Below are 14,009 nucleotides of genomic sequence, written 5' to 3' on the forward strand. Positions count from 1 at the left end.
GTTCAAGCGGGGTTAGAGGATGGGCGACGGGGTGTAGGAGGCGGCGGCGGGGTACTTCGCGACCAGCGACTCGACATCGGCGATGACCTGCGCGACCTGGTCCTGCGCGGCGCCGGTGAAGGCGGCACGGTCGGCGAGGGCGGCGTCGAGCTCGGGCCGGGAGAGGCCCAAGCGGGAGTCGCCGGCCAGACGGTCCAGCAGGTCCGGCTCACGCCCCTGCTCCCGCATCGCCAGCGCGACCGCCACCGCGTGCTCCTTGATCGCCTCGTGCGCGACCTCGCGGCCCACCCCCGCACGCACCGCGGCCATCAACACCCGCGTCGTCGCCAGGAAGGGCAGATAACGGTCGAGCTCATTGGAGATCACCGCCGGGTAGGCGCCGAACTCGGCGAGCACCGTCAGGAAGGTCTCGAACAGCCCGTCCAGCGCGAAGAAGGCGTCCGGCAGCGCGACCCGTCGGATCACCGAGCAGAAGACATCGCCCTCGTTCCACTGCGCACCGGCCATCTCGGCGGCCATCGAGCCGTACCCGCGAAGCACCACGGCGAGACCGTTGACCCGCTCGCAGGAGCGGGTGTTCATCTTGTGCGGCATAGCGGAGCTACCCACCTGCCCCGGCTGGAACCCCTCGGTGACCAGCTCGTGCCCGGCCATCAGCCGGATCGTGGTGGCCATCGACGACGGTGCCGCCGCCACCTGGACCAGGGCGCTCACCACGTCGTGATCGAGCGAGCGCGGGTAGACCTGCCCCACCGAGACGAACGACTCCGAGAACCCGAGGTGCTCGGCGACCCGCGATTCCAGGGCGGCCAGCTTCGCGGCGTCACCGCCGAGCAGGTCCAGCATGTCCTGCGAGGTGCCCATCGGGCCCTTGATACCGCGCAGCGGGTACCGGGCGATCAGATCCTCGAGCCGGGCGATCGCCACCAGCAGCTCGTTCGCCGCCGACGCGAACCGCTTCCCGAGCGTCGTGGCCTGCGCCGCAACGTTGTGCGACCGTCCGGCCATCACCGTCGACGAGTACTCGGCCGCACGCTCGGCCAGCCGCGCCGCAACAGTCACCGCGTGGTCGCGCACGTACTCCAGCGAACGCAGCACCTGCAGCTGCTCGACGTTCTCGGTGAGATCGCGGCTGGTCATGCCCTTGTGGATCTGCTCGTGCCCGGCGAGATCACTGAACTCCTCGATCCGCGCCTTCACATCGTGGCGGGTGATCCGCTCACGGTCGGCGATGGACGCCAGATCGACCTGGTCGACGACCCGCTCGTAGGCCTCGACGGCCCCGTCGGGAACGTCGATCCCGAGGTCGCGCTGCGCCTTGAGAACCGCGATCCACAGCTGCCGCTCCAGCACGATCTTGTACTCGGGCGACCACAGCTCACGCATACGCCCGCTGGCGTACCGGTTGGCGAGGACATCGGGAATGCGGGGAGTGCTCACCCGACGATTCTCGCACGTACCGCGGTACCGGGACCGGCGCGGGGAATCACTGCGGCATCAGTGCCAGATCGTCGACGACGACGGCCAGCGCCTCCCGGACCGCACGCTCGACATCGGCACCGTCGGTGGCGAGCGCCGCCAGCGCGGCACCGTCCTCGATCGCCATCAGACGCTCGACGGTGCGCCGATCGGCCCGCCGGCCGGACCGCGCGAGCACCTCACCGTGCAGATCCGCCAGCACGGAACGCGAACGCGCGTGCACCCGAACGAGTTCGGCGTCACGCGAGCACAACACCATGCGCTCGTACCGCGAGACCAGGGCGCTGCGCTGCGCGGGCGTCTCGCAGGCGAAGAAGACCGCGGCCAGCATTCGCGCCAGGGCGCCGTCACCGCGCCGGCGGCGGCTGACCTCCGCGGCGCGTTCACGCACCGTCTCCGCATCGTGTTCACCGGCGTAGGCGACCGCGTTCGCGAGCAGGTCCCCCAACGATTCGAAGTAGTACGTGGTGGCGGCGAGCGGGATGTGCGCGCGGTCGGCGACGGCGCGGTGACGCACCGATTCGAAGCCGCCTTCCACGAGCAGTTCACCGGCGGCGGCCACCAGGGCCGCCCGCCGGCGCTCTCCCTTGGGCGTGGTCGCGGCCGTCATCCCAGACATGGTGCCAGGCAGCCGCGCCCCGTCAGCCGGTTTCGATCAAATCACTCCGACCGGGGACGGCGCAGCGGGTGAATTGCACTACTGCAAGGCCTGATGTCCGATATCGGTGCGGAAGTGGCTGCCCGGCAGCTTGATCCGCTCCAGCTTGGCGTAGGCATCGGCGCGGGCCGCGGCCAGGTCGTCGCCCACACCGACCACGTTGAGCACCCGGCCACCGGCCGAGACCAGACGGCCCTCGGCGTCGCGGGCGGTGCCGGCGTGGTAGATCCCGGCACCGTCGGCTCCGGTGATCACATCGCCCTTACGCGGTGCGGCGGGGTAGTTCTCGGCCGCGAGCACCACGGTGATGGCGGCACCGTCGCGCCACCGCAACGGTGCGAGCGCACCCAGCGCGCCGGTGGCGGTGGCGTTGAGCGCCTCACCGAGCGGGGATTCGAGCAGGTTCAGCACCGCCTGCGTCTCGGGGTCACCGAAGCGGCAGTTGAATTCGACGACTGCGGGCCCGTCGGCTCCCATCGCCAGACCGGCGTAGAGCAGGCCGGAGAACGGCACGCCGCGGCGCACCATCTCCCGGGCCACGGGGCGCACCACGGTCTCGACGATCTCATCCACCGCGCCCTCGGCGAGCCACGGCAGCGGCGAGTAGGCACCCATACCCCCGGTATTGGGGCCGGTATCGCCGTCGCCGACCCGCTTGTGATCCTGCGCGGGCAGCAACGGGACCACGTCCTCGCCGTCGACCAGGCAGAACAGTGAGACCTCGGGGCCGTCGAGGAACGACTCGAACAGGGCGGGACGGCCGGATTCGATGAGCTCAGCGGCGTGCGCGCGGGCCTGCGCGCGGTCCGCGGTGACCACCACGCCCTTACCCGCGGCCAGACCGTCGTCCTTGATCACCCAGGTGGGTCCGAAGCGGTCCAGGGCGGCGTCGATCAGCGCGGGACTGTCGATCATCTCGCTGCGGGCGGTGCGGACGCCCGCTGCTTCCATGACGTCCTTGGCGAAGGCCTTGGAACCCTCGATCTTCGCGGCCTCGGCGGAAGGACCGAAGACGGCGATACCGCGGGCGCGGACCGCGTCGGCCACGCCGAGGACCAGCGGCACCTCCGGTCCGACCACCACCAGATCGGCGCCGATCCGCTCGGCGAGCCCGGCCACCTCGTCCCCCGAGGAGGCGTCCACCTCGTGATTGGTGGCCAGCGCCGCGGTTCCGGGGTTGCCCGGTGCCGCGTGCAGCTCGGTGACCTTCGGGTCGCGCGACAGTGCATCCAAGAGGGCGTGTTCGCGGCCGCCCGTGCCGATGACGAGTACTCGCACGGTCATGACACTACCGGGGCGCTCCACTAGCCTGGGCGCATGGCAACCGTCTTCTCGAAGATCATCGCCGGAGAGCTACCCGGCCGGTTCGTGTACCAGGACGATTCGGTGGTGGCGTTCCTGACCATCGCCCCGCTCACCCAGGGCCACGTGCTGGTGGTTCCTCGGGACGAGGTCGATCACTGGGAGTCGGTGGACGACGAGCTGTGGAACCACATCAGCACCGTCGCCCGCAAGCTCGGCCGCGCCGTCAAACGCGCCTTCGACGCACCGCGCGCGGGCGTCGTGATCGCCGGCCTGGAGGTTCCTCACCTGCACGTACACGTCTTCCCGGCGTACACCCTCGGGGATTTCGACTTCGGCCAAGCCGACCCGAACCCGTCCGCGGAATCCCTCGACGAGGCGCAGACGAGGATCGTCGAGGCCCTCGCCGCCGAATAGACTCCGAGATCCGCGTGCCCCGCGGATGGCGTTCAGCGGGGCAGGCGGACGGTGAACCGCGCCCCCTGCCCGGGGGCGGTGTGCACGGTGACCGAGCCGTCGTGCCGTTCGACGATGCCCTGCACGATCGACAGCCCCAGGCCGGAACCGCCGCTGCCGCGGCTGCGGGAGCTGTCGGTGCGGTAAAACCGCTCGAAGACCCGGGCGGCCTCGTCGGGCCCCATCCCCGGTCCGGTATCGGCGACGGAGATCACCACAGCATCGGCCTGCGCCGTCACCGACACCTGCACCGAGGCATCGTCGGGGGTGTGCCGCAAGGCGTTCGAGACCAGGTTCGTCACCACCTGGTGCAGCCGGTCCCGGTCGCCGGTGATCTCCGCGGCACCGGGTTCACCATCGGCGCGCACCTGCAGTCCGATATCGCGGCCCGGTTCGCGGGCCTGCGCGGCGCGCACCACGTCGTCGGCCACGACGGCCAGGTCGACGGTGTCGCGGGCCAGGGGACGCCGCGCGTCCAGCCGGGCGAGCAGCAGCAGATCCTCCACCAGCAGGCCCATCCGCTGCGCCTCGGACTCGATGCGGGACATGACGAAGCCGATGTCGTCGGTGGCGCCCTGCCGGTACAGCTCGGAGAAGCCACGGATCGAGGTCAGTGGGGTACGCAGCTCGTGTGAGGCGTCGCCGACGAACCGGCGCATCCTCTCCTCCCCGGCGCGGGCCTGCTCCTCCGATGCGGCGACCCGCCCGAAGGAGTCCTGCACCTGGTGCAGCATCACGTTGATCGACGACGACAACCGTCCGACCTCGGTGTTCGGCGGCGCCTCGGGGACGCGGCGGGTGAGATCACCGGCGGCGATCGCCTCCGCGGTGGTCTCGACCTCCTCCAGCGGGCGCAGTGAACGGCGCACCACCAGGTAGCCGACACCACCGGCGACGATCAGCACACCGCCGCCGATCAGCAGCTCCAGCGCCACCATCGCGCGCAGTGTCGCCTCCAGATCGGACAGTGTGACCGCGACGAAAGCGACGCCGTACGGCGAGCTGGACTGCACCACCCGCCATTTCGGGCCCCGCCCGCCGACCGAGTGCACCGTGACGGCGGCGCCGTGCAACTCGTCCAGCCCGGACAGATCCGGCCGCTCGGTGAAGTCCGGGTTGCTGATCTGCAGCTGGGTACCGTCCGGGAGGAACAACGCCTGGTAGAAGCGGGTCGGCGGGGTCCGGCCGCGGGTCGGCTCGGGCAGGCTCTGCCGCGGTCGCGCCCAGGTGTCCGCGGCCTGCCGCAGGTTCTGGTCCTCCCGGGAGAGCAGACGGTCCTGCATGGCGGCGGTAAGCGCGGTACCGGAGACGAACAGCCCCAGGAAGACCAGCAGGACGACCACCGCGACCAGGGAGAACCGCAGCGGTATCCGCGATACGAGGGGGAATCGGCCCGGCATGGCTACCGCGGCTCGCGCAGCACGTACCCCACCCCGCGCAGCGTGTGGATCAGCCTCCGCTCCCCGGTGTCGACCTTGCGCCGCAGGTAGGACACGTAGGACTCGACGACGTTGACGTCACCGCCGAAGTCGTAATGCCACACGTGATCGAGGATCCGCGGCTTCGACAGCACCACGCCCGCGTTCACCATGAAGTAGCGCAGCAGCGTGAACTCGGTCGGTGACAGGGCCACCAGCTCACCGGCCTTCCACACCTCATGGGTCTCGTCGTCGAGTTCGAGATCGGCGAAACTGATCCGGGTGGATACCTCCTTCTCCCCGAATCCGCTGCGCCGCAGCAGCACGTTGATCCGGGCCACCACCTCCTCCAGGGAGAACGGCTTGGTCACGTAGTCGTCCCCGCCGAGGGTCAGGCCGGTGACCTTGTCCTCCACCGAGTCGCGGGCGGTGAGGAACAGTACGGGCGCTTCCACACCGTCCTGCCGCATCCGCTTGAGCAGGCCCAGGCCGTCCATACCCGGCATCATGATGTCGAGCACCATCACATCGGGGCGGAAGCCGCGCACCACATCGAGGGCCGCCGGGCCGTCCTGCGCAACCGCCACGTCGAATCCCTGGAACTTGAGGCTGACCTGCAACAACTCCCGGATGCTCTGCTCGTCGTCGACGACCAGTACCCGCGGCGCCGACTCGGTGTTGATCCTGCTCACCCGATCATCGTGCCCGTGGGACCGGCCAGGACTCTGACGACTCGCTGTCAGTTCGCTGTGAACGTCTACTCCCGTCTCCTCCGGGGAGTGAGCCTGGTGGTCGGCAGTGGGGGCGCGGGTAGGTACTGATCGTCGCGCCAGCCTTCGACGGTGCCGAACCGCTCGGCCCGGGCCTGCCACTGCGCGCGGTACTCGGCGATCTCATCGTGGCTGCGGCCGACGAAGTTCCACCACATGACGATGTCCTCGTCGAACGGGACGCCGCCGAGCAGCACCGCGCGGGCGGGTGCCTCCGTGGGGTTGTGCAGACGCAGGCCGGCCGGGCCCGGTGCGAGGTAGCCGAGGTCGCCGTGGGCCAGGCGGACGCCGTCGACGATCATCCGCTCGGTGTCGAGCAGTACGCCGTGCTCGAATCGCGGGTCGACGGTCAGCGCGATCCGGGCGCCGGGCGCGAGGACCAGTTCGGCGCCGAGCAGCTCCGTGGCGGTGACCACCTCCGCTCGGCTTCCGGCGAGCTCACCGGCGAACACCCGGACCGTCGCCGCCGGAGCGCCGGACCGGACATCGGGAACATCCACGGCTGGCGGCGCGTAGTGCTGGAAACCGTTGGGGGCGTGACGCGCCCGGTCCGGCAGTGCCAGCCACAGCTGCACGCCGTGCAGTCGCACGGTGCTGCCGGTGGAGACCTCGGAGTGACTGATCCCGGCACCGGCGGACATCAGGTTCAGCTCCCCCGGCAACACCGGGGCGACGACGCCCGCACTGTCGCGGTGCTCGATCTCGCCCTCGAACAGCCAGCTCACGGTCTGCAGCCCGGTGTGCGGGTGCGGCGGCACGTTCATCCCGCCGGAACTCGACACCTGATCGGGGCCGTAATGGTCGGCGAAGCACCAGGCCCCGATCATCGACCGCTGGCGGGTGGGCAGAGTGCGGCGCACCGTCATCGCGCGGGGGCCACCGAGGGGCACCTCACGCGCCGCGATCACCTCCACCCCCGAGTCCGGTACCGCGCCACCGGCGCCGCACGCCAGTTCCTCGGGCCGTCGATCGAGGTTGCTCATGGTTCCGAGACTAAGCCCCGATCGCGGCCGCAGTCACAGGATGCGCTGCATGAGAACCAGGTCGAGCCAGCGTCCGAACTTCCTGCCGACCTGCGGCATCTGACCGGTGACGCGGAACCCGAGCTTGCGGTGCAGTGCCACCGACGCGTGGTTCGACTCCTCGATCGCGGCCACCACGACGTGCACATCGGACTGCTGAGCGCGTTCGATCAGTGCGTTCATCAGTGCCTCGGCGATCCCCCGCCGGTAGAAACCGTCCGCGACGTACACCGAGTTCTCCACCGTGTGCCGGAACCCGGACTTGCCGCGGAACGGCCCGTACGAGGCGTACCCACCCAGTTCACCGTCGACGATCGCGACCAGCACCGGGAATCCCCCGGCCGTCCGCTCGGCCAGCCACGCCTCACGCTCGGCGAGGTCCGTCTGCTCCTCGGACCAGATCGCCGTCGAGCTCTCCACCGCATCGTTGTGGATGACCAGGATCGCCGGCAGGTCGGACGGTTGCGCGTCGCGGATCTCCATACGGCCAGCTTATTGCCCGCTCGTGAGATCGCACCACCGAAGCGCTACCACCACCGGCCCGGGACGTGCCGGTGCCACTGCTCGATGCGTTCGAGGTGCGCGGCCAGGGAGATCAGCGTCTCCTCACTGCCCGGGTCGCCCAGCAGTTGCACGCCCAGCGGTACCGACTCGGAGAATCCGGCCGGGACGCTCACCGCGGGCCAGCCGAGCACGTTCCACGGCCAGGTCATCGGACAGTGTTCGGTGATGATCCGGTTGGTGGCGATCGGCCCGGCGGAGTCGATGCCGTGCACGTCCGGAGCGGGCGTGGCGGTCGCGGGCGCGAGCACCACGTCGAACCGCCGGTACAGCTTCCCGACGCGCCGGCCGAACCCCGCCTCGGCCCGGCGGGCGGCGCCGAGGACGGGTGCGATCGCGATCGACCCGAGAGCGGCGTTCGAGCGGGTGCGCCGGTCCTGCGGAACGATCGCCGGACGTTCGGTGACCCACTGATGCAGACCCGCCATCGACCGCGGCAGGAACTGCAGACCGTCGTAGAAGCGGTACGGCATCGAGGTGTTCTCCACCTGGTGACCGAGCTCGCGCAACACCCGTCCCATCCGCTCGGTCGCGGCGACCACGACCGGGTGCACGCGGTGCGGGAAGCCGGAGAACGGGACGGTGGTGGCCAGACCGATGCGCAGCGGACCGGGGGTCCGTGCGGCCGCGGCGACGGCGTCGATCGGCTCGGCGCGATGCAGGTCCGCCTCGGCGTTGCCGGAGATCACCGACAGCAGCAGGGCCGCATCGCCGACGGTGCGGGCCAGCGGCCCGGAAGTGGTCAGGCCGTTGAACAACTCGGGCCAGGGCGCTGTCGAGACCCGGCCGCGCTGCGGTTTGATGCCGACCAGGTTGCTCCAGGCGGCGGGGATCCGGATGGACCCGGCACCGTCGGATCCGACCGCCGCGGCGACGATCCCGGCCGCGACCGCGGCGGCACTGCCACCCGACGAGCCGCCGGGGGTCAGTTCGCGGTTCCACGGGCTGCGGGTGTGCCCGAAGGCGGGACCGTCGGTGAACGGCCACTGCCCGAGCTCGGGGGTGTTCGTCTTGCCGACGATGACCGCGCCGGCCTCCCGCAGCCGGCGCACGATCTCGGCATCGGCGGTGGCCGGCGGCACCTCGCCGCCGCACCCGAAGTGGGTGGGCAGGCCCTCGATGTCGGTGTCGTCCTTGATCGCGATCGGTACACCCAGCAGCGGCTTGCGCTCCGCGGCCGCCGCGTCGCGGGACCGTTCGGCGTCCGCGGCGGCGGCCTCGGCGCGGGCCCGGTCGGCGCGGACGTGACGGAAGCAGTTCAGCGTGCTCTGCGTCCGGTCGATCTCCCGCAACGCTCGGTCGACCAGAGTCGTGGAGGTGGTGCTCCCCTGGGCCAGGCTCGCGATCTGTTCGTGCAGCGGTCCCGCAGTCATGACACCGACTCTCGCACGCCGTCAGTCCGCGACGATCCGCGGCGCCTGCGAGGCCCGGGAGGTGAACCGCGGCGCTCGCTTGTCGAGGAAGGCCGCCACGCCCTCCTTACCGTCGCCCACCGAGGTGTAGTACATCGCCAGAGAATCGGCGAGGTGCGCCTCGAACGGGGTCGCTGCGCCCATTCCACGGTAGATGAGCTGCTTGTTCAGCGCGATCCCCACCGGCGAGCGGCCCACCGTCCACGACCGGGCCAGTTGCTGGGCGGCCGGCAGCAACTCGTCCGGCTGGTGCAGGCTGCGCACCAGTCCGCCCGCATGCGCGTCCTCGGCCGTCAGCACCTCCGCCGAGTACACCCATTCCAGCGCCCGGGCGGGGCCGACGATCCTCGGCAGGAACCAACTGGAGCAGGCCTCGGTGACGATGCCGAGCCGGCCGAAGACGAACCCGATCCGCGCCGTCGTCGACGCCAGCCGCGTGTCCATGGCCAGCGTCATGGTGGCGCCGATCCCCACTGCGGGACCGTTGATCGCCGCGATCACCGGCTTCGGCAGCGCGTGGATCGCCAGCGTCAGCTTGCCACCGGTATCGCGCACCCCGTCCTGGTACGGAGGACGGTCGAAGTTCGCCGCGAACTCCTCCGGAGTCGGGTCGAGCGACTCGTCCAGGCCGAAGACGTTGCCGCCCTCACCGACCTCGGTGCCCTCCCCGGTGAGGTCCATGCCCGCGCAGAAGGCCCGTCCGGACCCCGTCACCACCACCGCGCGCACCTCGTCGCGCTGGGCGTTCACCGTGAAGAACTCGGTCAGTTCCCGCGCCATGGTCACACTGAAGGCGTTGAGCCGATCCGGCCGGTCGAGCACCAGGGTGGCGATGCCGTCGGCGTCGAGCGTGCAGCTGATGGTCTCGAAGGAGTCGGTCATGGGGCAACGATATGCTGTGCATCGACGGCCGTACGGCCGCCCGCCTCCCTAGCTCAGTGGTAGAGCACCGCTCTTGTAAAGCGAAGGTCGTCGGTTCAATCCCGACGGGGGGCTCCATCGACGGGTTCAGCGCCGGCCCCGGCCGGTTCTGCGCCCGTTCTGCTTGTAGGACCACAGTGCAGCCCCGGAGGAGGTGCCCCGGACATGACCCCATTCCGCGACCGTCTCGCGAACGCGGTCCAATCCGTGACCGGCCGTAACGCCGCCACCGTCGATACCGCGGGCATGCCGGTGCTGACCCCGCTGCAACCGGTCGACCTACGGGACAACGAGACCGTCGGCGAGGTCCTCGAAGTCGCGATGAAGGTCGGGGAGGTCCTGCTCGACTCGGGCACGGGCGCCGTCGACACCGAGGCCCAGGTGCGGTACGTGGCCGCGACCTACGGCATCGACGAGGTGACCGTGAGCGTCACCTACAACTCGATCAACGTCTCGGTGCAGCGCGGCCGCGGCCTGCCCCCGTCGACCTACATGCGCACCGTCAGCCACCGGTCCCTGGACTACACCCGGCTGTCCCAGGTGGACACCCTGGTGCGGCGGATCGGCCGCGGCCGGATCCGGCCCGACCAGGCGCTCACCGCCCTCGAATCGATCATGACCGCCGGGCACCCGTACTCGCGCACCGTCGCGACCCTGGGTTGGGCGATCATGTCGGCCTCCCTGACCATGCTGCTCGGCGGCCAGCCGGCGCTCGCCGCGGTGGCCTTCGTGACCACCGCCCTGATCTACGCGGTGAACGTGCGGCTCAGCCAGTGGGGCCTGCCCTACTTCTTCCAACAGGTCGTCGGCGGTTTCCTGGCGACGCTGCCGGCCGCGCTGATCTACCGGCTCTCGATCACCTACGACTGGGACGTGCAGCCGTACCGGGTGATCGTCGCCGGAATCATCGTGCTCATGGCCGGACTGTCACTGGTCGGCTCGGTGCAGGACGCGATCACCGGGGCGCCGGTGACCGGTGCGGCCCGCTTCTTCGAGGTGGTCGTCTTCACCGGTGGTGTGGTCGCCGGTGTCGGCATGGCACTGCGCGTCACCAGCGAACTCGGGGCGACCCTACCGCCGATGCAGCAACAGCCCTTCGACTACGCACCACTGCCGATCCTGGTGGTGGCCGGCGGTGTCGCGGCTGCGGCCTTCGCACTGGCCGGATACGCGCAGCTGCGAGCCCTCACCGCGTCGTTCCTGGCGGGCGGAGCGGGAGCTCTGGTCGCCGGTTCGATCCTGAACCTGGGCGTCGGGCCGATCGTCGCGTCGACGGTGGCCGCCACCGCCGTCGGCCTCGCAGGTGGCCTGCTCGCCCGGCGCGCCGTGGTTCCCCCACTGATCGTGGCCGTCGCCGGCATCACCCCGCTGGTGCCGGGCCTTGCGGTGTACCGCGGGCTATCGGAGTTGATGGACGGACAGACCACGTCCGCGCTGACCAACATGGCCACCGCGCTCGCGGTGGGATGCGCCCTCGCCGCCGGTGTGACCCTCGGCGAATGGGTGGCGCGCACCATCCGCCGGCCCCAGATCAACGGCCTGCCCTTCCGCCGGGTCCGCGAATAGATCCATGCGCGGGTAAAGTGAAGACGTTCGTCACTCCAAACAAAGGTGCGTTCATGCCCCCGAAGACCACGCAGGACATCAGCGAAGACGATCTCGAGCCCGTCGGGGACGAGACCGCCCGCCAGGCCCAGCGGGTCGTCGCGGCGTACGCCGAGGACGCCGACGAGTGCCGCATGCTGCTGTCGATGCTCGGCATCGGCCCCAAGGAGGCGTAGCCCTTCATGGCTGCTGCGGTGCGGGGGGAATCCGATTTCATCGTGGTGGCCAACCGGCTGCCGGTGGACGTCGAGCAGGCTCCTGACGGGACTCTCACCTGGAAGGAGGCACCCGGCGGCCTGGTGACCGCGCTCAAACCGATCCTCAGCGCCCGCAACGGCGCCTGGGTCGGGTGGCCCGGCGCCCCGGACATCGGCGGCGGGGCCGACGATCCGGTGACCGGTGAGGACATGCTGCTGGTCCCGGTCAAACTCAGCGCGCAGGAGGTCGAGGAGCACTACGAGGGCTTCTCCAACGGCAGCCTGTGGCCGCTGTACCACGACGTGATCGTCAAGCCCGAGTACCACCGCGAATGGTGGAACACGTACGTCGAGGTGAACCGCCGGTTCGCCGAGGAGACCGCGAAGGTGGCCGCCGAGGGCGCCACCATCTGGGTGCAGGACTACCAGCTGCAACTGGTGCCCAAGATGCTGCGGATGCTGCGGCCCGACGTGAAGATCGGGTTCTTCCTGCACATCCCCTTCCCCCCGGTCGAACTGTTCATGCAGATGCCGTGGCGGCGCGAGATCATCGAGGGCATCCTCGGCGCCGACCTGGTCGGATTCCACCTGCCCGGCGGCGCCCAGAACTTCCTCTACCTGGCCAAACGGCTCGCCGGTTACCCCACCAGCAAGGGCTCGATCGGGGTGCGCTCGAAGTTCGGCGTGGTCACCGTCGGGTTCCGGTCCGTGCGGGTCGGCGCCTTCCCCATCTCCATCGACTCCGCCGAACTCGCGTCGATCGCGAAACTGCCCGAGACCCGCAAACGCGCGCGCGACCTCCGCAAGGACCTCGGCAACCCGGAGAAGATCCTGCTCGGAGTGGACCGCCTCGACTACACCAAGGGCATCGACGTGCGGCTGCGCGCCATCGGCGAGCTCTACCAGGAGGGCCGGCTCGATCCGGAGCGGCACATCTTCGTCCAGCTCGCCACCCCCTCTCGGGAGCGGGTCGAGTCGTACAAGGTGATGCGCGACGACATCGAGCGCCAGGTGGGCCGGATCAACGGCGACTTCGGGCGGGTCGGGCACCCTGCGGTGCACTACATCCACCGGCCGGTGCCGCGCCGCGAACTGATGTCGTTCTTCGCGGCCGCCGACGTCATGCTGGTCACCCCGCTGCGCGACGGCATGAACCTGGTCGCCAAGGAGTACCTGGCGTGCCGCACCGATTCCTCCGGCGCGCTGGTGCTCAGCGAATTCACCGGCGCCGCCGCCGAGCTGCGGCAGGCCTACCAGTGCAACCCGCACGACCTCGAAGGCGTGAAGAACGCCATCGACGAGGCCGTCAACCAGGATCCCGAGGAGGGCAAACGCCGGGTGCGCACCATGCGCCGCCAGGTTTTGCAGTACGACGTGGACCGCTGGGCCCGCTCGTTCCTGCAGACCCTCGCCGGCAAGGTCGACGAGGCTCCCCGGGCATGATCACCCTGCCCGGGGCGCTCGAACGGTTCGCCGCGCTGCCGACGGTTCTGGTGGCCTCCGACTACGACGGCGTGATCGCACCGATCGTCTCCGACCCGGCGGCGGCGTTCCCACTGCCGGGTTCGATCGCGGCGCTGCAGGCACTCGCCGCTCTGCCCGGGGTCACCGTCGCCCTGGTCTCCGGGCGCGACCGCGACACCCTGGGCCGACTGTCCGGGGCGGGCGGCCCGATCGTCACCGTCGGCAGTCACGGGGCGGAGTGGGCCGACGGATTCGAGGCCGCCCTGGACGAAGGGCTCAGAGCTCTGCGGACGACCGTGCTCGGGCGGCTCACCGACATCGCCGGGCGCTACCCCGGCGCCTCGGTCGAGGCGAAACCACTGGGCGCAGCACTGCATGTGCGCAACGTCGAGGCGGGCGCCGACGCCGCGGCGCAAGCGCTCGACCAGGCCCGTCAGGGGCCTGCCGCACTCGCCGGTGTGCACGCCACCGAGGGGAAGGCGGTTCTGGAACTGACGGTGCTCGACGCCTCCAAGGGCCGGGCCCTGCAGATCCTGCGGGAACGGATCGGTGCGCAGGCGGTGCTCTACCTCGGTGACGACGTCACCGACGAGAAGGCCTTCGCGGTACTCACCGGCGCCGGTGACGTCTCGATCAAGGTGGCCACCGATCCGCAGGTGGCGACCGGCGCGCGGTACCGGGTCGACGATCCGGCCGCCGCACGCACCGTCTTCGAGGATCTGCTGGCACTGCGCCGGCGCTGAA

General features: G+C 70.4%; 14 protein-coding genes and 1 tRNA gene. 6 read left to right on the top strand and 9 right to left on the bottom strand.

What is annotated here, in order from left to right; translation table 11 throughout:
* Positions 1–12 precede the first annotated feature (12 nt).
* From purB to purD, 3 genes are all read right to left on the bottom strand, one after another.
* Positions 13–1,440 (bottom strand): adenylosuccinate lyase, encoded by a 1,428-nt coding sequence (gene purB, locus ACYVHG_RS06450; protein ID WP_461166576.1) that lies wholly within the window; start codon positions 1,438–1,440, stop codon positions 13–15.
* 46 nt (positions 1,441–1,486) lie between these two features.
* Positions 1,487–2,089 carry a TetR/AcrR family transcriptional regulator gene (locus tag ACYVHG_RS06455; protein ID WP_461166577.1) on the bottom strand — a complete coding sequence of 201 codons (603 nt, stop codon included), beginning with the start codon at positions 2,087–2,089 and terminating at the stop codon, positions 1,487–1,489.
* Between the two features lie 87 nt (positions 2,090–2,176).
* Positions 2,177–3,415 carry a phosphoribosylamine--glycine ligase gene (gene purD, locus ACYVHG_RS06460; RefSeq protein ID WP_461166578.1) on the bottom strand — a complete coding sequence of 413 codons (1,239 nt, stop codon included), beginning with the start codon at positions 3,413–3,415 and terminating at the stop codon, positions 2,177–2,179.
* Between the two features lie 39 nt (positions 3,416–3,454).
* On the opposite strand from purD, the gene ACYVHG_RS06465 reads away from it, so the two are divergent.
* Positions 3,455–3,856, top strand: a complete 402-nt coding sequence (locus tag ACYVHG_RS06465; protein ID WP_461166579.1) for an HIT family protein — start codon at positions 3,455–3,457, stop codon at positions 3,854–3,856.
* A gap of 32 nt (positions 3,857–3,888) precedes the next feature.
* Here ACYVHG_RS06465 and ACYVHG_RS06470 read toward each other — a convergent pair whose 3' ends face one another.
* The 6 genes from ACYVHG_RS06470 to ACYVHG_RS06495 all read right to left on the bottom strand — a co-directional run bounded on the left by ACYVHG_RS06470 (position 3,889) and on the right by ACYVHG_RS06495 (position 9,960).
* Entirely contained in the window at positions 3,889–5,295 is a 1,407-nt protein-coding gene (locus ACYVHG_RS06470) for a sensor histidine kinase (protein ID WP_461166580.1), read from the bottom strand.
* A 2-nt stretch (positions 5,296–5,297) separates the two neighbouring features.
* The gene (locus tag ACYVHG_RS06475; protein WP_461166581.1) at positions 5,298–6,005 is read right to left on the bottom strand and encodes a response regulator transcription factor; all 708 of its coding nucleotides are present in this window, start codon (positions 6,003–6,005) and stop codon (positions 5,298–5,300) included.
* Positions 6,006–6,070: 65 nt separating this feature from the next.
* Entirely contained in the window at positions 6,071–7,066 is a 996-nt protein-coding gene (locus tag ACYVHG_RS06480) for a pirin family protein (protein ID WP_461166582.1), read from the bottom strand.
* Between the two features lie 33 nt (positions 7,067–7,099).
* A complete protein-coding gene (locus ACYVHG_RS06485) occupies positions 7,100–7,588 on the bottom strand; it encodes a GNAT family N-acetyltransferase (protein WP_461166583.1) in 489 nt (162 codons plus the stop codon).
* A gap of 44 nt (positions 7,589–7,632) precedes the next feature.
* Positions 7,633–9,039, bottom strand: coding sequence for an amidase (locus ACYVHG_RS06490; RefSeq protein ID WP_461166584.1), 1,407 nt, complete (start codon positions 9,037–9,039; stop codon positions 7,633–7,635).
* Between the two features lie 21 nt (positions 9,040–9,060).
* Positions 9,061–9,960 (bottom strand): crotonase/enoyl-CoA hydratase family protein, encoded by a 900-nt coding sequence (locus tag ACYVHG_RS06495; RefSeq protein WP_461166585.1) that lies wholly within the window; start codon positions 9,958–9,960, stop codon positions 9,061–9,063.
* 42 nt (positions 9,961–10,002) lie between these two features.
* Here ACYVHG_RS06495 and ACYVHG_RS06500 point away from each other — a divergent pair.
* From ACYVHG_RS06500 to otsB, 5 genes are all read left to right on the top strand, one after another.
* Positions 10,003–10,077: transfer RNA gene (locus tag ACYVHG_RS06500), tRNA-Thr, on the top strand.
* An 87-nt stretch (positions 10,078–10,164) separates the two neighbouring features.
* Complete coding sequence (locus ACYVHG_RS06505) at positions 10,165–11,565, top strand: threonine/serine exporter family protein (RefSeq protein ID WP_461166586.1); 1,401 nt, start codon at positions 10,165–10,167, stop codon at positions 11,563–11,565.
* 53 nt (positions 11,566–11,618) lie between these two features.
* A complete protein-coding gene (locus tag ACYVHG_RS06510) occupies positions 11,619–11,780 on the top strand; it encodes a hypothetical protein (protein WP_461166587.1) in 162 nt (53 codons plus the stop codon).
* A 6-nt stretch (positions 11,781–11,786) separates the two neighbouring features.
* Positions 11,787–13,244 carry an alpha,alpha-trehalose-phosphate synthase (UDP-forming) gene (locus ACYVHG_RS06515; protein WP_461166588.1) on the top strand — a complete coding sequence of 486 codons (1,458 nt, stop codon included), beginning with the start codon at positions 11,787–11,789 and terminating at the stop codon, positions 13,242–13,244.
* Positions 13,241–14,008, top strand: a complete 768-nt coding sequence (otsB, locus tag ACYVHG_RS06520; protein WP_461166589.1) for a trehalose-phosphatase — start codon at positions 13,241–13,243, stop codon at positions 14,006–14,008. Before ACYVHG_RS06515 ends, otsB begins: the two co-directional genes overlap by 4 nt.
* Position 14,009 lies beyond the last annotated feature (1 nt).

The organism is Tsukamurella serpentis, assembly GCF_054780975.1.